The 20,200-nt window shown below is 64.3% G+C and carries 17 protein-coding genes; 11 read left to right on the forward strand and 6 right to left on the reverse strand.

The features are described from left to right. Positions 1 to 63: 63 nt before the first annotated feature. A complete protein-coding gene (locus tag ACODSK_RS08345; RefSeq protein WP_489015289.1) occupies positions 64 to 2,241 on the reverse strand; it encodes a malate synthase G in 2,178 nt (725 codons plus the stop codon). A gap of 439 nt (positions 2,242 to 2,680) precedes the next feature. On the opposite strand from ACODSK_RS08345, the gene ACODSK_RS08350 reads away from it, so the two are divergent. Continuing rightward, positions 2,681 to 3,199: a glycine cleavage system transcriptional repressor gene (locus ACODSK_RS08350; protein ID WP_489015291.1), complete on the forward strand. Its 519-nt coding sequence runs from the start codon at positions 2,681 to 2,683 to the stop codon at positions 3,197 to 3,199. Positions 3,200 to 3,425: 226 nt separating this feature from the next. Here ACODSK_RS08350 and rarD read toward each other — a convergent pair whose 3' ends face one another. The 5 genes from rarD to ACODSK_RS08375 form a co-directional block, all read right to left on the reverse strand. Continuing rightward, positions 3,426 to 4,313, reverse strand: coding sequence for an EamA family transporter RarD (gene rarD / locus ACODSK_RS08355; RefSeq protein WP_489015293.1), 888 nt, complete (start codon positions 4,311 to 4,313; stop codon positions 3,426 to 3,428). A 60-nt stretch (positions 4,314 to 4,373) separates the two neighbouring features. Then, positions 4,374 to 5,348: a serine/threonine protein kinase gene (locus ACODSK_RS08360; RefSeq protein WP_489015295.1), complete on the reverse strand. Its 975-nt coding sequence runs from the start codon at positions 5,346 to 5,348 to the stop codon at positions 4,374 to 4,376. A gap of 200 nt (positions 5,349 to 5,548) precedes the next feature. Beyond that, positions 5,549 to 7,453 (reverse strand): PhoX family protein, encoded by a 1,905-nt coding sequence (locus tag ACODSK_RS08365; protein WP_489015297.1) that lies wholly within the window; start codon positions 7,451 to 7,453, stop codon positions 5,549 to 5,551. Between the two features lie 65 nt (positions 7,454 to 7,518). Beyond that, positions 7,519 to 8,283, reverse strand: a complete 765-nt coding sequence (locus tag ACODSK_RS08370) for a TOBE domain-containing protein (RefSeq protein WP_489015299.1) — start codon at positions 8,281 to 8,283, stop codon at positions 7,519 to 7,521. 60 nt (positions 8,284 to 8,343) lie between these two features. Then, a complete protein-coding gene (locus tag ACODSK_RS08375; protein ID WP_489015301.1) occupies positions 8,344 to 9,081 on the reverse strand; it encodes a ComFC family protein in 738 nt (245 codons plus the stop codon). Between the two features lie 89 nt (positions 9,082 to 9,170). Here ACODSK_RS08375 and bioB point away from each other — a divergent pair, with 89 nt between their 5' ends. The 10 genes from bioB (at position 9,171) to ACODSK_RS08425 (ending at position 20,124) form a co-directional block, all read left to right on the forward strand. Beyond that, the gene (bioB, locus tag ACODSK_RS08380) at positions 9,171 to 10,229 is read left to right on the forward strand and encodes a biotin synthase BioB (protein WP_489015303.1); all 1,059 of its coding nucleotides are present in this window, start codon (positions 9,171 to 9,173) and stop codon (positions 10,227 to 10,229) included. Positions 10,230 to 10,236: 7 nt separating this feature from the next. Further along, complete coding sequence (gene bioF / locus ACODSK_RS08385) at positions 10,237 to 11,409, forward strand: 8-amino-7-oxononanoate synthase (protein ID WP_489015305.1); 1,173 nt, start codon at positions 10,237 to 10,239, stop codon at positions 11,407 to 11,409. Next, the gene (locus tag ACODSK_RS08390; protein WP_489015307.1) at positions 11,402 to 12,133 is read left to right on the forward strand and encodes an alpha/beta fold hydrolase; all 732 of its coding nucleotides are present in this window, start codon (positions 11,402 to 11,404) and stop codon (positions 12,131 to 12,133) included. The genes bioF and ACODSK_RS08390 overlap by 8 nt, the downstream gene beginning before the upstream one ends. Continuing rightward, the gene (bioC, locus tag ACODSK_RS08395) at positions 12,126 to 12,950 is read left to right on the forward strand and encodes a malonyl-ACP O-methyltransferase BioC (protein ID WP_489015309.1); all 825 of its coding nucleotides are present in this window, start codon (positions 12,126 to 12,128) and stop codon (positions 12,948 to 12,950) included. The genes ACODSK_RS08390 and bioC overlap by 8 nt, the downstream gene beginning before the upstream one ends. Before the next feature lies 1 nt (position 12,951). After that, entirely contained in the window at positions 12,952 to 13,632 is a 681-nt protein-coding gene (gene bioD, locus ACODSK_RS08400; protein ID WP_489015311.1) for a dethiobiotin synthase, read from the forward strand. Between the two features lie 51 nt (positions 13,633 to 13,683). Then, positions 13,684 to 13,869 carry a hypothetical protein gene (locus ACODSK_RS08405; protein ID WP_489015313.1) on the forward strand — a complete coding sequence of 62 codons (186 nt, stop codon included), beginning with the start codon at positions 13,684 to 13,686 and terminating at the stop codon, positions 13,867 to 13,869. A 257-nt stretch (positions 13,870 to 14,126) separates the two neighbouring features. Further along, entirely contained in the window at positions 14,127 to 14,423 is a 297-nt protein-coding gene (locus ACODSK_RS08410) for a pyrroloquinoline quinone biosynthesis protein PqqE (protein WP_458980188.1), read from the forward strand. 411 nt (positions 14,424 to 14,834) lie between these two features. Next, a complete protein-coding gene (locus tag ACODSK_RS08415; RefSeq protein ID WP_489015315.1) occupies positions 14,835 to 16,640 on the forward strand; it encodes a phenylacyl-CoA dehydrogenase in 1,806 nt (601 codons plus the stop codon). Positions 16,641 to 16,938: 298 nt separating this feature from the next. Continuing rightward, complete coding sequence (locus ACODSK_RS08420; protein ID WP_489015317.1) at positions 16,939 to 18,222, forward strand: GGDEF domain-containing protein; 1,284 nt, start codon at positions 16,939 to 16,941, stop codon at positions 18,220 to 18,222. A gap of 123 nt (positions 18,223 to 18,345) precedes the next feature. Then, the gene (locus ACODSK_RS08425; RefSeq protein ID WP_489015318.1) at positions 18,346 to 20,124 is read left to right on the forward strand and encodes an acyl-CoA dehydrogenase C-terminal domain-containing protein; all 1,779 of its coding nucleotides are present in this window, start codon (positions 18,346 to 18,348) and stop codon (positions 20,122 to 20,124) included. The last annotated feature ends 76 nt before the right edge of the window (positions 20,125 to 20,200 follow it).

The following is a 20,200-nucleotide window of genomic DNA, read 5'->3' on the forward strand; positions in this document are numbered from 1 at the left end:
GGAGCCGGCGTTGCCGGCGATAGGGCCAGCCCAGGCAACATCATTGCTTGGGCTGTACATCAGTTACAGGCCGTTACGCGCCTTGTACTCGCGACGACGACGATGCAGCACCGGCTCGGTGTAGCCGTTCGGCTGCTTGGCGCCTTCGACCACCAGCTCGACCGCCGCCTGGAAGGCGATGTTGCTGTCGAAATCCGGGGCCATCGGGCGGTACAGCGGGTCGTTGGCGTTCTGCTTGTCCACCACCGGCGCCATGCGCTTCAGGCCTTCCACCACCTGGGCTTCAGTGACCACGCCATGGCGCAGCCAGTTGGCCAGCAACTGGGCGGAGATGCGCAGGGTGGCGCGGTCTTCCATCAGGCCGACGTCGTTGATGTCCGGCACCTTCGAACAACCCACGCCCTGGTCGATCCAGCGCACGACGTAGCCAAGGATGCCCTGGGCGTTGTTGTCGAGCTCGTTGCGGATCTCCTCGGCGGACCAGTTGGTGTCCGGTGCCAGCGGGATGGTCAGGATGTCGTCCACCGAGGCCGGGGCGCGCTTGGCCAGCTCGGCCTGGCGCTCCTTCACGTTGACCTTGTGGTAGTGCAGCACGTGCAGGGCAGCGGCGGTCGGCGACGGTACCCAGGCGGTGTTGGCACCGGCCAGCGGGTGGGCGATCTTCTGTTCCAGCATGTCGGCCATCAGGTCCGGCATGGCCCACATGCCCTTGCCGATCTGGGCGCGGCCTTGCAGGCCGGTGGCCAGGCCGATGTCGACGTTGGAGTTCTCGTAGGCGCCGATCCATTTCTGCGCCTTCATGGCACCCTTGCGCACCATCGCGCCGGCTTCCATGGAGGTGTGGATCTCGTCACCGGTACGGTCGAGGAAGCCGGTGTTGATGAACACCACGCGCTCGCTGGCAGCCTTGATGCAGGCCTTGAGGTTGACCGTGGTACGGCGCTCCTCGTCCATGATCCCGACTTTCAGGGTGTTGTGCGGCAGGCCGAGCATGTCTTCGATGCGGCCGAACAGCTCGTTGGTGAACGCCGCTTCTTCCGGGCCGTGCATCTTCGGCTTGACGATGTACACCGAACCCTTGCGGCTGTTCTTGCGCGAGGTGTTGCCGTTGAGGTTGTGCATCGCCGCGAGGTTGGTGACCAGGCCGTCGAGGATGCCCTCCGGCACTTCGTTGCCGTCCTTGTCGAGGATCGCGTCGATGGTCATCAGGTGACCGACGTTGCGCACGAACAGCAGCGAACGACCGTGCAGGGTGACAGTGCCACCGTTTGGCGCGGTGTATTCGCGGTCCGGGTTCATGGTGCGGGTGAAGGTCTGGCCGTTCTTGCTTACGCTTTCCGCCAGGTCGCCCTTCATCAGGCCCAGCCAGTTGCGGTAGACCACGACCTTGTCGTCGGCGTCCACGGCAGCGACCGAGTCTTCGCAGTCCATGATGGTGGTCAGTGCGGCTTCGACCAGGATGTCCTTCACGCCGGCGGCGTCGGTCTGGCCGACCGGGGTGGTGGCGTCGATCTGGATTTCGAAGTGCAGGTCGTTGTGCTTGAGCAGGATGCCGGTCGGCTCGGAAGCCTGGCCCTGGAAGCCGATCAGTTGCGCATCGTCACGCAGGCCGCTGTTGCTGCCGCCCTTGAGCGCGACGATCAGCTTGCCGCCTTCGATGCTGTAGCGGGTGGCGTCGACGTGGGAGCCGGCGGCCAGTGGTGCGGACTCGTCGAGGAAGGCGCGGGCGAAGGCGATGACCTTGTCGCCGCGGACCTTGTTGTAGCCCTTGCCCTTTTCGGCGCCGCCTTCTTCGCTGATGGCGTCGGTGCCGTACAGCGCGTCATACAGCGAGCCCCAGCGGGCGTTCGAGGCGTTCAGGGCGAAGCGGGCGTTCATTACCGGAACCACCAGCTGCGGGCCTGCCATGACGGCGATTTCTTCATCGACGTTCTGGGTGGACACCTGGAAATCCGTCGCTTCTGGCAGCAGATAACCAATTTCCTGGAGGAAAGTCTTGTAGGCTGCGGCGTCATGGGCCTGGCCTTTGCGCGCCTGGTGCCAGGCATCGATCTGCGCTTGCAGGGTGTCGCGTTTGCTCAGCAGGGCTTTGTTCTTTGGAGCGAGGTCGTTGATGATCTTTTCCGCACCTGCCCAGAATTTCTCGGCGCTGACGCCGGTTCCGGGAATGGCTTCGTTGTTCACGAAGTCGAACAGGACTTTGGCGACCTGAAGGCCACCGACTTGAACGTGTTCAGTCATTGCTTGCCTCACTCTGCTCAGCTATATCGCTTTTCTATTTATGCCTTGCGCGCTTCTCTAAACACGGCACCGAAGCTGCCCTCGCGGACGACTGGATGCGGCCCGCCAGGCTGGCTGGAGGGCGGTTGCGCATTTTCACAGGCGCTTGGCAGACATCGATCGGAACGTTTTGTAGTCCACGCCGCGGCATACTACATGATGCGCTGCGCATGTGAAAATTAGACTAAATACGTCGTTCTGCGACCGCTTGGTCGCATGGGGTCACGCTGGGAGGGCATATGTTCGCAAAAAACGTGTGGATTGTTCCAGATAAATCTTAAAACAGTACACGATTTGATTTTCCCGTCCCCTGCGGCAGGTTGCCGCGCCTTGCCTATACTTTCCCGACGTCCCGCTGCCTCGGGCGTTTCCACGGGTATTCCAGCAGAGGGTCGTCCGCGTGAATCATCTTGTCTTAACCGTCATTGCCGCCGACAAGGCCGGCCAGGTCGAGCGTATCGCCCAAACCATCGCCGAGCATAACGGCAACTGGCTGGAAAGCCGCATGTCACGCATGGCCGGGCAGTTTGCCGGGATCCTGCGCATCGCCGTGCCGGCGGAATCCCATGATGAACTGGTCGATGCCCTGCAGGCCTTGGGCGAGCGCGGTATCCGCGTGCTGATCGCGGAAAGCGGGATCGAGCCATCCTGCTCCTGGAAGCCGATTGCCATGAGCCTGGTGGGCAATGATAGACCCGGGATCGTCCGCGACATCACCCGCCTGCTGGCCGAGCAGGGGGTCAACGTCGAGCGCCTGAGTACCGATGTGCGTCCTGCACCGATGAGCAGCGAGCCGCTGTTCCACGCCGAGGCCTTGCTGGCGGTGCCGCTGACGCTCGCCCTGGACAGCCTGCAAGGGCGCCTCGAAGAACTGGCCGATGACCTGATGGTGGAGCTGGAACTGCGCCCTGAGGAGTAGTTATCCCCAACCCACTTATCCCGTTTTCACGGGGATCGCCCTGTGGATAAGCTGGGGGCTCCGCCTTGCAGGCCACGCGGATCAAGGCGTTGCCAGGATTGAGCAAAAAATCGCCAGAAATCAGAGCCTTGTGCACAAAGCGCGGGGATGAGGGTGTGGATAACCTTTGGAGATATCGCTACAGGCCACGAACTGCGTGGCCTGTAGCGTTTTGATCGTTTTTTGATCAGGCGCGTTTGCGCAAGCTCAGCCAGGCATCGACGCTATACAGGGCCAGACCGGCCCAGATGAACATGAACGCGATCAACTGGCTGCTCGACAGATGCTCGTCGAACAGCAGGACCGCCTGCAGCAGCACCAGGGTCGGCGCCAGGTACTGCAGGAAGCCCAGGGTGGTGTAGGGCAGGTGGCGGGCGGCGGCGTTGAAGCTCACCAGCGGCACCAGGGTCACCGGCCCGGCAGCCATCAGCCACAGCGCCTGGGTGGTGGTGTAGAACTCCGGCTGGGCGCTGTTGGCCATGGGGTTGAGCAGCAGCCAGCCGATGGCGATCGGCACCAGCATCCAGGTTTCCACTACCAGACCGGGCAGGGCCGCTACAGGCGCCTGCTTGCGGATCAGGCCATAGAAACCAAAGCTCAGGGCCAGGGCCAGCGATATCCAGGGCAGGCTGCCCACCTGCCACACCTGCTGCGCCACGCCCAGCGCCGCCAGGCCCACCGCGACCCATTGCAGGCGGCGCAGGCGCTCGCCGAGCAGGAGCATGCCCAGCAGCACGTTGACCAGCGGGTTGATGTAGTAACCGAGGCTGGCTTCGAGCATGCGGCCGTTGTTCACCGCCCATACGTAGGTCAGCCAGTTGAAGGCGATCAGCGAGCCGCTCAGGGCCAGGATCGCCAGGCGCCGCGGGTTGTCGCGCAGTTCGCGCCACCAGCCCGGGTGTTTCCAGAACAGCAGCAACAGTGAGCCGAACAGCGCCGACCAGAGCACCCGGTGGACGATGATTTCCACCGCCGGAACGCTTTGCAGCAGCTTGAAGTAGATAGGGAACAGGCCCCAGATGATGTAGGCGGTCAGGCCGAGGATGTACCCGCGACGCGGGTTGGCGGCAGTCATTGTGGATCCTTGCTTAGCTAGCTAAATGCGCGGCTATTGTAGACAGGCGGGTTGCCGCTTCTAGAACAATTTCAGGGGCTCTTCGTCCAGCGCCGCGCACTGTTCGCGCAGCGCGAGGATCTGGTCGCCCCAGTAACGCTCCTGGCCGAACCAGGGGAAGCTGCGCGGGAACGCCGGATCGTCCCAGCGCCGCGCCAGCCAGGCGCTGTAGTGCAGCAGGCGCAGGCCGCGCAGGGGCTCGATCAGGGCCAGTTCGCGCGGGTCGAAGTCGTGGAATTCGTTGTAGCCGTCCATCAGTTCGGCCAACTGGCCGAGGCGCTCTTCGCGGCTGCCGGCGAGCATCATCCACAGGTCCTGCACCGCCGGGCCCATGCGGCAGTCGTCGAGGTCGACGATATGGAACACCTCGTCGCGGCACATCAGGTTGCCCGGGTGGCAGTCGCCGTGCAGGCGGATCTGCTGGTGCGGCGTGCGGGCGTAGATGGTTTCGATGCGTTTGAGCAGGTCGCGGGCCACGGATTCGAAGGCGGGCAGCAGGCTCTTCGGTACGAACTCGCCTTCGAGCAGGGTAGCGAGCGAGGCGTGGCCGAAGTTATCCACTGCCAGGCTTTCCCGCTCGGCGAACGGACGGCTGGCGCCGACGGCGTGCAGGCGGCCGAGCAACTGGCCGAGGCGGTACAACTGGTCGAGATTGCCCGGCTCTGGCGCGCGGCCACCACGGCGGGGGAACAGGGCGAAGCGGAAGCCGGCGTGTTCGAACAGGGTCTTGCCGTTATGCAGCAGTGGCGCGACCACCGGCACTTCGCACTCGGCCAGCTCGGCGGTGAAGGCGTGTTCTTCGAGGATGGCGGCATCGCTCCAGCGACCGGGGCGATAGAACTTGGCGATCACCGGCTCGGCGTCTTCGATGCCGACCTGGTAGACGCGGTTTTCGTAGCTGTTGAGCGCCAGGACCCGGGCATCGCTGAGCAGGTCCTGGCTTTCGATGGCGTCCAGGACCAGGTCGGGGGTGAGGGTGTCGAAGGGGTGGGACATGCGCGACTCCGGCTGTGCGGCAAGAAAAGAGCCGCATCGATTCGGCATGGTAACCCAGGGGGTGATTGCTGGAGAGGTCCAATTTCCAAGGCTTGTGGGGGATTTGATGGCCCCATCGCCGGCAACGCCGGCTCCCAGAGGGGCCGGCGGCGGATGCGATCCCTGTGGGAGCCGGCGATGCCGGCGATAGGGCCATCAAGTCAGGCGCCGATGATCCCGCCATCCTCCCGGGTGATCGCCATCACCGACGACCGCGGCTTGCCATTGGGCAAGTGCTCGGGGAAGGTCGAGCCGCCGGTTTCCCCCGGGTGCTGGATGCCGACGAACAGGGTCTTCTGGTCCGGGGCGAAGGCGATGCCGGTCACTTCGCAAGCCACCGGGCCGACCATGAAGCGGCGGATCTCGCCAGTCGCCGGGTCGGCGCAGAGCATCTGGTTGTTGCCCATGCCGGCGAAGTCCCCGGCGTTGCTGTAGTCGCCATCGGTGAGGATCCACAGGCGGCCGTCAGGGTCGAAGCCGAGGCCGTCCGGGCTGTTGAACATGTTCTGCGCGGTGACATTGGCCGAGCCGCCCTTGGCCGCGCCCGGATGCACTTCGGGATTGCCGGCGACGACGAACAGGTCCCAGTCGAAGGTCATCGAGCCGTGATCGTCGCCCGTCTCGCGCCAGCGCAGGATCTGCCCGTAGACGTTCTTCTCCCGTGGGTTCGGCCCGCCCACCGGCTGGCCTTCCTCGCCGCGTTTGACGTTGTTGGTCAGGGTGCAATAGACCTGGCCGTCCTTGGGGCTGACCACGATCCACTCCGGACGGTCCATGCGCGTGGCTTTCAGCAGGCTGGCCGCCAGGCGCGCGTGGATCAGCACCTGGGCCTGGTTGGCGAAGCCGGCGGCGGCGTTGAGGCCGTTCTTGCCGTGGCTCAGTTCCAGCCACTGGCCCTTGCCCTTGGGATGGTCCGGATTGCCGTCGCCATCGTCGAAGCGCGCCACGTACAGGGTGCCGTGGTCGAGCAGGTTGCGGTTGGCGGTGGGGTTCTTGTGGTCGATGCGCTCGCGGCTGACGAACTTGTAGATGAACTCGCCGCGTTCGTCGTCGCCCATGTAGACCACGGCGCGGCCGTCACGGGTTTCGCCGAGGGCGGCGTTCTCGTGCTTGAAGCGGCCGAGGGCGGTGCGTTTGATCGGCGTGGATTTCGGATCGAATGGATCGATCTCCACCACCCAGCCGTGGCGGTTCAATTCGTTGGGGTTCTTCGCCAGGTCGAAGCGCGGATCGTGCAGGTGCCAGCCGACTTCCTTGCCCGTCACCGAGGCGCCGTAGCGTTTCTGCCCGGCATCGAAGGCCTGTTGCGCGTCGCTGCTGCCGAAGCAGTCGGTGAAGTTCTCTTCGCAGGTCAGGTAGGTGCCCCATGGGGTCTTGCCGTTGGCGCAGTTCTGGAAGGTGCCGAGCACCTTGCTACCGCTGTTGTCGGCGGCGGTACGCAGCCAGGCATCGCCGGCGGCCGGGCCGCTGAGGCGGATCGGCGTGTTGCCGTGGATGCGCCGGTTGTATTTCGAGCCCTGGACGAACTGCCACTGGCCGTTCTTGCGCTGCACTTCGATCACCGACACGCCTTCGGCGGCTTGCGCCTTGTGCACGTCTTCGGCGTTGGCCGGCTGGCCGCCATGATCGAACAGGTAGCGGTAGTTGGTGTACTCGTTGTTGATCGCCATGAGCGCCCGGTTGTCATCGCCGGGGAAGGGGAACAGGCTCATGCCGTCGTTGTTGTCGCCGAACTGGACTTCCTGGGCCTTGGCCGTGCCCTTGCCGGACGGGTCGAAGGCCGGCGAGTCGGCGTGCAGGGGCTGGCCCCAGCTGATCAGCACCGAAGCCTTGTAGCCCGGGGGCAGGCTGATGCCGTCGGCGGTGGATGAAGGAATGGCGCTAAAGCCGAGCAACGGGCTGCCGGCGGCGGCACTGACGCTGGCGGCCAGCACGCTGCGGCTCAGCAGGTTGCCACCGAGAAACAGCGCCGCTCCACACAAGGCGCCGGCACCGATGAAACGGCGACGGCTCAGTCCGACCAGGTGCTCGAGATCGGTCTGCTGGTTTTCTTCTAATAGGTTCATGACAGGCTTCCTGCGGTTTGTGGCAGTCACCTTAATCAGCCCCTATGACAGTTTTGTGGCCGGATTCAGACAGGTGTTCCGAGAAGAACGTAGGTCGGTAGGAATCGAACCTGTACGACGCTTCCGACGCCAAGGTCATGGGTGCGCAGCCATTCCGGCTCGGCAAAGGCACACAGGATCTGCCCGCTGCCCAGGCTCAGGCGCAGTTCGCTGGAGCCCTGCGGGTCGGGTTGCAGTTCGTCGATCGTCGCTTCCAGGCTGTTGCTGCCTGCGGGTACCGGAGCGTCGCGGGTCGCCAGTTCCAGCCAGCCGGCCTTGATCAGGGCGACCACGGCGGTGCCGATCTCCAGTTCCAGGCGATGGGTGCTGTCGTGGGTGATCTGCGCCTGGATGCGCAGGTCGCCGGCCAGGGTCAGTTCGATGGTGTCGTTACGGCCTTGCAGGTGGATCGCGCTGACCCGCCCATGCAACTGGTTGCGTGCGCTGGTGCGCAGCATCAGGCGGCCGAGCAGGTCGAGGTCGCTGCTGTCCTCGGCTTCTTCGAGGATCTGCGCCTGGAGGATTTGCAGACGCTGGTACAAACGCAGGACCCGCCGGCCTTCATCCGACAGACGGGCACCGCCGCCGCCCTTGCCACCGGTGCTGCGTTCCACCAGTGGTCGTGCGGCGAGGTTGTTGAGTTCGTCGATCGCATCCCAGGCGGCCTTGTAGCTGATGCCTGCGGCTTTCGCCGCGCGGGTGATGGAGCCTTGCTCATCAATGTGCTGCAACAAGGCGATACGTTGCGGACGACGGACGATGTGCTGGGACAGGGGCGTAGGCAAGGGCATGGGGTCGGGTACGAAAGCTGACGATGATCGGCAGGAAAGTGCCCGCCTGCCTGCGCCAAGTCAAGCACTGCCGGGCCGCGGGGTACGCGCCAGGCAGTAGACGTCGACCCGTGCTGCACCGGCGTCGCGTAGCAGACGGGCGAGGGTCTGGGCGGTGGCGCCGGTGGTCAGCACATCGTCCACCAGGGCCAGGTGCAGGCCGTCGATGGCGTCGGGACGGGTGATGGCGAAGGCATCCTTGAGATTGCGCCGGCGGGCGCGGGCGTCCAGTTCCTGCTGTGCCGGGGTGTCGCGGGGGCGGCTGAGCAAGCGGTCATCGCAGGGGATCGCCAGTTGCGCGGCAAGCCATGTGCCGAGCATCGCTGCCTGGTTGTAGCCACGCCGGCGCAGGCGCTGTGCCGACATGGGCACTGGCAACAGCAGCGCCGGGCGCGGCAGCCCTTCGGCGAATCGATGGACCAGGCGGTTGCCGAGCATCAGTGCCAGCAACCGACCCTGTGGCCACTGGCGCTGGTGCTTGAAGCGGGTGATCAGGGCGTCGATCGGAAAACCGTAGTGCCAGGGCGCTTCCACCGTCCTGAACGCCGGGCGTCGGCGTGCGCACAGGTCGCAGAGCATGCCGTTGATCGGCAAGGGCAGGGCACAGATGCGGCAATGTTCGTCGAGCCAGGGCAGTTCGCCTTCGCAGGCTGTGCAGATGGGATGGGCCTGCTCGGCGGGTTCATCGCACAGCAAGCATGATTGGTTGTTATTTAAGCAGATGTCGACCAGTGTTTTCTTGGTGAGTTGACAGCGCATGAGGCTTCCTTAACTATGCGGGCTATCCGTGAAGCGCTGGCGGGCAATCCGGTCCCGGCGCGCATACAAGCCTAAACAAGGAAACGCCCATGAGCGCCAGCACAACTGCAACGCTTCGTCACGACTGGTCCCTGGCCGAAGTCAAAGCCCTGTTCCAGCAGCCGTTCAATGACCTGCTGTTCCAGGCGCAGATCGTGCACCGTGCGCATTTCGACCCCAATCGCGTCCAGGTCTCGACCCTGCTGTCGATCAAGACCGGCGCCTGCCCGGAAGACTGCAAGTACTGCCCGCAGTCCGGCCACTACAACACCGGCCTGGACAAGCAGAAGCTGATGGAAGTGCAGAAAGTCCTGGAGGAAGCTGCCCGGGCCAAGGCCATCGGCTCCACCCGCTTCTGCATGGGCGCTGCGTGGAAACACCCGTCGGCCAAGGACATGCCCTACGTGCTGGAGATGGTCAAGGGCGTCAAGGCCATGGGCCTGGAGACCTGCATGACCCTCGGCAAGCTGAGCCAGGACCAGACCCTGGCCCTGGCCGATGCCGGCCTCGACTACTACAACCACAACCTCGATACCTCGCCGGAGTTCTACGGCAACATCATTACCACCCGCACCTACAGCGAGCGTCTTCAGACCCTGGCCTACGTGCGCGATGCCGGGATGAAGATCTGCTCCGGCGGCATCCTCGGCATGGGCGAGTCGCTGGACGACCGCGCCGGCCTGCTGATCCAGCTGGCCAACCTGCCGGAGCACCCGGAGTCGGTGCCGATCAACATGCTGGTCAAGGTCGCCGGCACGCCGCTGGAGAACGCCGAGGAGGTCGATCCGTTCGACTTCATCCGCATGCTGGCGGTGGCGCGGATCCTCATGCCGCAGTCCCATGTGCGCCTGTCCGCCGGTCGCGAGCAGATGAACGAGCAGATGCAGGCGCTGGCCTTCATGGCCGGGGCCAACTCGATCTTCTACGGCGAGAAGCTGCTGACCACCGCCAACCCGCAGGCCGACAAGGACATGCAACTGTTCGCCCGCCTCGGCATCAAGCCCGAAGCCCGCGAAGAGCACGCCGACGAGGTGCACCAGGCGGCCATCGAGCAGGCGCTGGTCGAGCAGAAGAGCAGCGAGCTGTTCTACAACGCCGCATCCGCCTGAGGTCTGCATGAGCTTCGATCTTCGCGCGCGCCTCGAACAGAGGCGCGCCGCCGAGCTGTACCGTCAGCGCCCGTTGCTGCAGAGCCCGCAGGGGCCGCAGGTGGTGGTGGACGGGCAGCCGCTGCTGGCCTTTTGCAGCAACGATTACCTGGGCCTGGCCAACCACCCCGAAGTGATCGCCGCCTGGCGTGCCGGCGCCGAGCGCTGGGGCGTGGGCGGCGGGGCGTCGCATCTGGTGGTGGGGCACAGTACGCCGCATCACCAGTTGGAAGAGGCCCTGGCCGAGTTCACCGGCCGGCCGCGGGCGCTGCTGTTCACCACCGGCTACATGGCCAACCTCGGCGCGGTTACCGCGCTGGTGGGGCAGGGCGACACCGTGTTGCAGGACCGCCTCAACCATGCCTCGTTGCTCGACGCCGGCCTGCTCAGTGGCGCGCGTTTCAATCGCTATCTGCACAACGACGCCGACAGCCTGGAGAACCGCCTGGCCAAGGCCGAGGGCAATACCCTGGTGGTCACCGACGGGGTGTTCAGCATGGACGGTGATATCGCCGACCTGCCGGAGCTGGTCAACCGCACCCGGGCCCGTGATGCCTGGCTGATGGTCGACGATGCCCATGGCTTCGGCACCCTGGGGCGCAACGGTGGTGGCGTGGCCGAGCACTTCGGTTTGAGCCTCGAAGAACTGCCCGTGCTGGTCGGCACCCTGGGCAAGGCCTTCGGTACGGCCGGGGCCTTCGTTGCCGGCAGCGAAGACCTGATCGAAAGCCTGGTGCAGTTCGCCCGTCCTTATATCTACACCACCAGCCAGCCCCCGGCGCTGGCCTGCGCGACCCTGAAAAGCCTGGCCCTGCTGCGCGACGAGCATTGGCGTCGCGAGCACCTGGCGGCGTTGATCGCCCAGTTCCGCGGTGGCGCCCAGGAAATCGGCCTGCAACTGATGGACAGCTTTACGCCGATCCAGCCGATCTTGATCGGCGATGCCGGGCGCGCGCTGCAACTGTCGCGCATGCTGCGCGAGCGTGGCCTGCTGGTGACCGCCATTCGTCCGCCCACGGTGCCCGCTGGTAGCGCCCGTCTGCGGGTGACCCTGACCGCAGCCCACAGCGCCGCGCAGGTCCAGCTATTGTTGAATGCATTGGCCGAGTGCTATCCGCTGCTGGAGCCTGTCGATGCGTAACCACCTGATTCTCCTGCCGGGCTGGGGCCTGGGCAGCGCCGCGCTGGAACCGCTGGCGGCCAGTCTGAGGGCACAGGATGCCGGACTCCGGGTCGAACTGGCGGCGCTGCCCGAACTGGTCAGCGATGACCCGCAGGCCTGGCTCGACGAACTCGACCGGCGCCTGCCCAAGGACACCTGGCTCGGCGGTTGGTCACTGGGCGGCATGCTCGCTGCCGAGCTGGCGGCCCGCCGTGGTGATCACTGCTGCGGCCTGCTGACCTTTGCCAGCAACCTCAGCTTCGTCGCCCGCCACGATTGGCCGGACGGCATGCCGCTGGACACCTTCGAAACCTTCGTCGACGGCTGTCGCAGCCACACCGCAGTGACCTTGAAGCGCTTCAAGTCGCTGTGCAGTGAGGGCGCGCAGGAGCCGCGCAGCCTGCTGCGACAACTGGGCATCGGCGTTCCGGATACCGACCCGGTGGTGCTGGTGAAAGGCCTGGAAGTCCTCGGTCGCCTGGACACCCGGGCGGCATTGCAGGCCTATGCCGGGCCGCAACTGCACCTGTTCGCCGGTGCCGACGAGCTGGTACCGGTCGAGGCCGCCCGGGCCCTGAGCGACTGGCTGCCGGATGTCGAAGTGGGCCTGGTCGAGGGCGCATCCCACGCCTTCATCCTCGAATATCCACAGGAGCTGGCGGCCAATATCAAGACCTTCCTGCATGAGAGTGGCGATGACTGATCTATCCCAACCGGGCCTGCCTGGCGCCTTGCCCGACAAGCGCCAGGTCGCGGCGTCGTTTTCCCGTGCCGCCGCCAGCTACGACAGCGTCGCCGAGCTGCAACGGGCGGTAGGTGGCCATCTGCTGGCGCAGTTGCCGGAGGATCTGGCGCCGCGTTGCTGGGTCGACCTGGGCAGTGGCACCGGGCATTTCAGCCGTCAGTTGCAACAGCGCTATGCCCAGGGACTCGGGGTGGCGGTGGATATTGCCGAAGGCATGCTGCGCCATGCCCGCGAAGCCGGTGGTGCGGACTATCACGTTGCCGGCGATGCCGAGCGCCTGCCGCTGCGCGAGGCGTGTGCCGGGCTGATGTTCTCCAGCCTCGCCGTGCAGTGGTGTGCGGATTTCCGGGCGGTACTGGCCGAGGCGCGGCGGGTGCTGCAACCGGGTGGCGTGCTGGCTTTCTCCAGCCTTTGCGTGGGCACCCTGCATGAACTGCGGGCCAGTTGGGAGGCGGTCGACGGGCTGGTGCACGTCAATCGCTTCCGCCGCTTCGAGGATTACCAGCGCTTGTGCGGCGACAGTGGCCTGGATGTACTCGATCTGCATGCACAGCCCCATGTGTTGCACTACCCTGATGTGCGCAGCCTGACCCATGAGCTCAAGGCCCTGGGTGCGCACAACCTCAATCCGGGTCGCCCTGCCGGGCTGACCGGACGCGCGCGGATGCAAGGGCTGCTGCAGGCCTACGAGCAGTTTCGCCAGCCGTCGGGCCTGCCGGCCACCTACCAGGTGGTCTACGGGGTATTGCGCAAGCCGCTGACAGAAGGGGAGTGAGATGACTGCGGCCTACTTCATCGCCGGAACCGACACCGATGTGGGCAAGACCACCATCGCTGCCGGCCTGCTGCATGCAGCACAGCAGGCCGGGCTGAGCACGCTGGGCGCCAAGCCGGTGGCCTCGGGCTGCGAGGTAACGCCCAAGGGGCTGCGCAACAGCGATGCCCTGGCATTGATGGCGCAGAGCACGCTGAAGCTGCCTTATGAGCGCATCAACCCTTTCGCCTTCGAACCGGCCATCGCTCCCCATCTGGCGGCGCGGGAGGCCGGGGTCGAACTCAGTGTGCAGAGTTTGCTCGGGCCGATGCGCGAGGTGCTGGCGCAGCAGGCGGACTTCACCCTGATCGAGGGGGCGGGTGGCTGGCGGGTGCCGTTGTCCCATCACGCCAATCTGTCCGACCTGGCCGTGGCCCTGAAGCTGCCGGTGATCCTGGTGGTGGGGGTGCGGCTGGGTTGCATCAATCATGCGCTGCTCAGTGCCGAGGCGATTGCCCGGGATGGCCTGCAACTGGCGGGCTGGGTGGCCAATATCGTCGATGCGCGGACCTCGCGCCTGGAAGAGAACCTCGCCAGCCTGGCCGAGCGCCTGCCGGCGCCGTGCCTGGGGCGGGTGCCGAAGCTGAAGATCGTCTCGGCGGAGGCCGTGGCGGAGCATTTGCAGATCGATCTTCTCGATTGAACGGATCTGGAAACTGGTGAACAACCCTGTGTGGGCTTGCCAGCGATGAGCATGGGTATCTACACAACTTCAGATCACCACAAAATGATGCGCGCCGCGTACTTGTGGGAGCGGCTGTTAGCCGCGATTGGGCGCGAAGCGGCCATAAAACCTGTGCCCTCGGTGTGTCAGGAAAACCTGGGACTCAAGTTTTACGACGGCTTCGCCGCCGATCGCGCGGTCCGGCGTCCCGGCTAACAGCCGCTCCCACAGGGTCCGTGTTGTACCTGATAGAGATGTGTAGATACCCATGCAGCGATGAGGCCGGCATTAGCAACGATGTTGTCAGGTCTGGCCCAATCGCTGGCAAGCCAGCTCCCACAGGGTTTTGTGTTGTTTCACTAGTGCCTCTCTATCGCAAGGCCCCAGGCCATTAGCCTTTTCAAAGGGCAATTTCCGCCCGTCTCTGCTTCAATAGGCCACTGTATTGCCATCCTCTTTCTGGAGTCTTTGAAATGGAAATCTCGGGCAGTTCCGCATTCTATGCCGGCCTGGGCGCCATTCAGGCCGGTCAGCAACGGGTCGACCAGGCCGCCAGCCAGATCGCCAACAACACTGTCGAGCGCGCCGCCACCAGCCAGTCCAGCGACTTCCAGGCCGAGCGCCTGCGTTCCGTAGACCGCAGCCAGCAGATGGACATGGCCACCGCCACCGTCGAGCAGGCCATGGGCAAGCATCAGGTCGAACTCGGTGTCAAAGTGGCCAAAGCATCGGACGAAATGCTCGGTACCCTGATCGACACCTACGCCTGAGGCGCGACGCTTCAGGCTTCATCTTTCCTCGATACCCTTTATTCATCAGCGCCTTGGCGATTTTGCCGGGCGTTCGGCTGCGTGTTTTCTACACTTTTTGTAGCGACTTCCTACAAACGGGGGATGACGGAAATGCCATCGGCGGGGTGCTTGACAAGTTTTCGGCTTAAACGTAAGTTTCAAACAACTGTTTGACCGGAAGCCGGCATGGGTTTGTACGAGAAGTGTCTGCGCGGCGATCAGGCAAGGCGAAAACGGGCGAGGAAGCGGAGTTTGCTGGTTGCAAATGAGCATTCCGAGCCTGTTTTCAACGCAGCATGATCGTCGCGTAGGCACTTCTCGTACAAAGCCAGAGCTGGTCGGTGTGGTCTCTCTACAACAACCAGGATTCATCAGCAGAGGTTCATCGCTATGCCTGAATACAAAGCCCCCTTGCGTGATATTCGTTTCGTCCGTGATGAACTGCTCGGCTACGAAGCGCACTATCAGAGCCTGCCGGGTTGCCAGGACGCCACGCCGGACATGGTCGACGCCATCCTCGAAGAGGGCGCGAAGTTCTGTGAACAGGTACTGGCCCCGCTGAACCGCGTCGGTGACCTGGAAGGCTGCACCTGGAGCGAGTCCGGTGTTAAGACCCCGACCGGTTTCAAGGAAGCCTACAAGCAGTTCGTCGAAGGCGGCTGGCCGAGCCTGGCCCATGACGTCGAGCACGGTGGCCAGGGCCTGCCTGAGTCGCTGGGCCTGGCGATCAGCGAAATGGTCGGCGAGTCCAACTGGTCCTGGGGCATGTACCCGGGCCTGTCCCACGGCGCGATGAACACCCTGTCCGCCCACGGTACCGCCGAGCAACAGCACACCTACCTGACCAAGCTGGTCTCCGGCGAGTGGACCGGCACCATGTGCCTGACCGAGCCGCACTGCGGCACCGACCTGGGCATGCTGCGCACCAAGGCCGAACCTCAGGCCGACGGTTCCTATAAAGTCACCGGCACCAAGATCTTCATCTCCGCCGGTGAACACGACATGGCCGACAACATCGTCCATATCGTCCTGGCCCGCCTGCCCGATGCACCGGCCGGCACCAAGGGCATTTCCCTGTTCATCGTGCCGAAGTTCCACGTCAACGCCGAAGGCGGCGTGGGCGAGCGCAACGCGGTGACCTGTGGCTCCCTGGAACACAAGATGGGCATCCACGGCAACGCCACCTGCGTGATGAACTTCGACGCCGCCACCGGCTACCTGATCGGCCCGGCCAACAAAGGCCTGAACTGCATGTTCACCTTCATGAACACCGCTCGCCTGGGGACCGCGCTGCAAGGCCTGGCCCACGCCGAAGTCGGTTTCCAGGGTGGCCTGAAATACGCTCGCGACCGCCTGCAAATGCGTTCGCTGACCGGCCCGAAAGCGCCGGACAAGGCAGCTGACCCGATCATCGTCCACCCGGACGTGCGCCGCATGCTACTGACCATGAAGGCCTTCGCCGAAGGCAACCGTGCCATGGTCTACTTCACCGCCAAGCAGGTGGACATCGTCAAGTACAGCCAGGACGAAGAAGAGAAGAAGAAAGCCGACGCACTGCTGGCCTTCATGACCCCGATCGCCAAGGCCTTCATGACCGAAGTCGGCTTCGAATCCGCCAACCACGGCGTACAGATCTACGGTGGCCACGGCTTCATCGCCGAGTGGGGCATGGAACAGAACGTGCGCGACAGCCGCATCTCCATGCTGTACGAAGGCACCACCGGCATCCAGGCCCTCGACCTGCTGGGCCGCAAGGTGCTGATGACCCAGGGCGAAGCGTTGAAGGGCTTCACCAAGATCGTGCACAAGTTCTGCCAGGCCCAGGAAGGCAACGAAGCCGTCAAGGAATTCGTCGAGCCGCTGGCCGCGCTGAACAAGGAGTGGGGCGAACTGACCATGAAGGTCGGCATGGCCGCCATGAAGGACCGCGAGGAAGTCGGTGCTGCTTCGGTGGACTACCTGATGTACTCCGGCTATGCCTGCCTGGCGTACTTCTGGGCCGACATCGCCCGCCTGGCCGCCGAGAAACTGGCTGCCGGCACCACTGAAGAAGCCTTCTACACCGCCAAGCTGCAGACCGCGCGCTTCTACTTCCAGCGCATCCTGCCGCGCACCCGCACTCACGTTGCCACCATGCTGTCCGGTGCCAACAACCTGATGGCGATGGACGAAGAGCACTTCGGCCTGTCCTACTGATTCATCTGCTTCGGCGAAAAACGCCTGCCCTCACCGGCAGGCGTTTTTTTTCGCCTTGTGAAAACCTTGAGGGCCACAAGTTGGACTGTGGCGCCGCGAGCCCTGTGGGAGCCGGCGTTGCCGGCGATGAGGCCGGTATTGACGACACATCTCTCCAATTGATCCAGCAAATGAGCTTCAAGCTCCAGCCCCTTGCTGCCGTTAAAGAAATTGACGCCAAAAATTTATCTATTCATGTGCATTGTCGATACAGTGAAGGCACAATGACATTATCGATCTGCTGGATCGGAGAGTTCTCTTGTTTCGTTTTTCCGCTGTAAAAGTCAGTCATTTCCTTCCCGGAGCCTTCCTCCTGCTGTCCGGGCTCGCGGCCGCCTACGTGCGCGATCTGTCGGTGTTCTTCACCTCGCTGTTCAACGTACTGCCGACCCTGGTGCTGCTGCTCGGCGGCGCCTACTGCGCGGTTTACCGCCGGCAGCGCGAGCTGTTCCTGATGATCACCGTGTACATCGCCTACTACTTGCTCGACACCCAGACCGATTTCTATCGCGACCACGGTCGGGTGCGCGAGGACGCGGCGGTGGTGTTCCACCTGGTCTGCCTGCTGCTGCCCATGCTGTTCGCCCTGTTCGGCGCCTGGCAGGAGCGCACCCACCTGTTCCAGGACATGGTCGCGCGCTTCGCCGTGTTGCTGGCGGTGGGCAGCGTGGCGCTGGGCCTGGAGCAGAGCTACCCGCAGGCGTTGCTGAACTGGCTGGCCGAGATCCGCTGGCCGGCCCTGCACGGGCAATGGATGAGCCTGATCCAGATGTCCTACCCGGTGTTCTTCCTCGCCTTCGTGGTCCTGGTGGTGCAGTACTTGCGCGAGCCGCGGCCGTTGCATGCGGCGCAGATCATCGGTCTGATCGGCATCTTCTGGATGTTGCCGCAGACCTTCATCCTGCCCTTCACCCTGAACATCATGTGCAGCCAGGTGATGCTGATGATTGCCGCGGCGGTGTCCCACGAGGCCTACCAGATGGCCTTCCGCGATGAGCTGACCGGTCTGCCCGGACGCCGCGCGCTGAACGAGCGCATGCAGCGTCTGGGCCGCAACTACGTGCTGGCGATGACCGACGTCGACCACTTCAAGAAATTCAACGACACCCATGGCCACGATGTCGGTGACCAGGTGCTGCGCCTGGTGGCGAGCAAGCTGGACAAGGTCACCGGTGGCGGACGCGCCTACCGCTACGGCGGCGAGGAGTTCGCCCTGGTGTTCGCCGGCAAGACCATCGAGGAGTGCATTCCGCACCTGGAAGCGGTGCGCGAGATGATTGCCAACTACGCTATCCAGCTGCGCAATCAGGAGAGCCGTCCGCAGGACGACCAGCAGGGCCGCCAGCGCCGCGGATCGGCAGGCGGTGGTAGCGTGTCGGTGACCATCAGCATCGGCGCCTGTGAGCGCCTGGCCGAGCACCGCAGCCCCGACGAAGTGCTGAAAGCCGCCGACCAGGCGCTCTACAGCGCCAAGGGCGCCGGGCGCAACTGCGTGATGAGCCACGGTCAGAAGGAGCGCCGTGGGGCCATGCGTGTGGCGTGACCAAAACTGACTGCTCGGTCTCTAGATGACCCTATGTGTCGCAAAAGTTGTTCGGTTACACTTCTGGCCTTACGTTAACGGTCCGTCCAGGACTGCCCACGACTCAAGGTGTGAGAGGTTGCCATGGCTGACTACAAAGCGCCGCTGCGCGATATGCGCTTCGTCCTCAACGAAGTCTTCGAAGTCTCGAAACTGTGGGCAGCCCTGCCCGGACTGGCCGACGCGGTGGATGAAGACACTGCCATGGCGGTGCTGGAAGAAGCCGGCAAGGTCACCGGCAAGACCATCGCTCCGCTGAGCCGCGCCGCCGACGAGGAAGGCTGCCACTGGGACAACGGCAGCGTGCGCACCCCGGCCGGCTTCATCGACGCCTACAAGACCTACGCCGAAGGCGGCTGGGTCGGCGTCGGTGGCGACCCGGTATACGGCGGCATGGGCATGCCCAAGGTGATCTCGGCCCAGGTCGAGGAAATGGTCAACTCGTCGAGCCTGGCCTTCGGCCTGTATCCGATGCTGACCGCCGGTGCATGCCTGTCGATCAACGCCCACGCCAGCGAAGAGCTCAAGGAAAAGTACCTGCCGAACATGTACGCCGGTGTCTGGGCCGGTTCCATGTGCCTGACCGAGCCCCATGCCGGTACCGACCTGGGCATCATCCGCACCCGTGCCGAGCCGCAGGCTGACGGCAGCTACAAGGTCAGCGGCACCAAGATCTTCATCACCGGCGGCGAACACGACCTCACCGAAAACATCATCCACCTGGTACTGGCCAAGCTGCCGGACGCACCGGCGGGGCCGAAGGGCATCTCGCTGTTCCTGGTGCCGAAGTTCCTGGTCAACGCCGACGGCAGCCTGGGCGCACGCAACCCGGCCACCTGCGGTTCGATCGAGCACAAGATGGGCATCCAGGCCTCGGCCACCTGCGTGATGAACTTCGACGAAGCTGTCGGCTATATCGTCGGCGAGCCGAACAAGGGCCTGGCGGCGATGTTCACCATGATGAACTACGAGCGCCTGGGCGTCGGCATCCAGGGCCTGGCCTCGGCCGAGCGCTCCTACCAGAACGCCATCGAATACGCCCGTGACCGCCTGCAAAGCCGTTCGCCGACCGGCCCGCAGGCCAAGGACAAGGTGGCCGATCCGATCATCGTCCACCCGGACGTGCGCCGCATGCTGCTGACCATGAAGGCCCTGAACGAAGGCGGCCGCGCCTTCTCCACCTACGTCGCCATGCAACTGGACACCGCCAAGTACAGCGAAGACGCCACGACCCGCAAGCGCGGCGAAGACCTGGTGGCGCTGCTGACTCCGGTGGCCAAGGCCTTCCTCACCGACCTCGGCCTGGAAGCTGCAGTGCACGGCCAGCAGGTGTTCGGCGGCCACGGCTACATCCGCGAGTGGGGCCAGGAGCAACTGGTGCGTGATGTGCGCATCACCCAGATCTACGAAGGCACCAACGGCATCCAGGCCCTCGACCTGATGGGCCGCAAGGTGGTTGGCAGCGGTGGCGCCTTCTACAAACTGTTCGCCGACGAGATCCGCCATTTCACCGCCAGCGCCGGTAGCGAGTTGGGTGAATTTGTCAAACCGCTGAATGCCGCCCTGGACGACCTCGACGCGCTGACCGCCTGGGTCCTCGACCGGGCCAAGGGCAATCCCAACGAGATCGGTGCTGCTTCGGTGGAGTACCTGCACGCCTTCGGCTATGTCGCCTACGCCTACATGTGGGCATTGATGGCGCGTACGGCGCAGGAAAAGCAGGGCGAAGAAGACTTCTACGCCAGCAAGCTGGGCACCGCCCGCTTCTACTTCGCCCGTCTGCTGCCGCGTTTGCAGTCGCTGTGCGCGTCGGTCAAGGCCGGTAGCGAGTCCCTGTACCTTCTGGATGCGGAGCAGTTCTGAGGTAAATGGGTCATGTAAGCATTTGCTTACATGACGTGGTGACGATTGCCGTCTTTCCCGAAATTGGATCCGAAGT

Source organism: Pseudomonas sp. FG98, assembly GCF_057808595.1.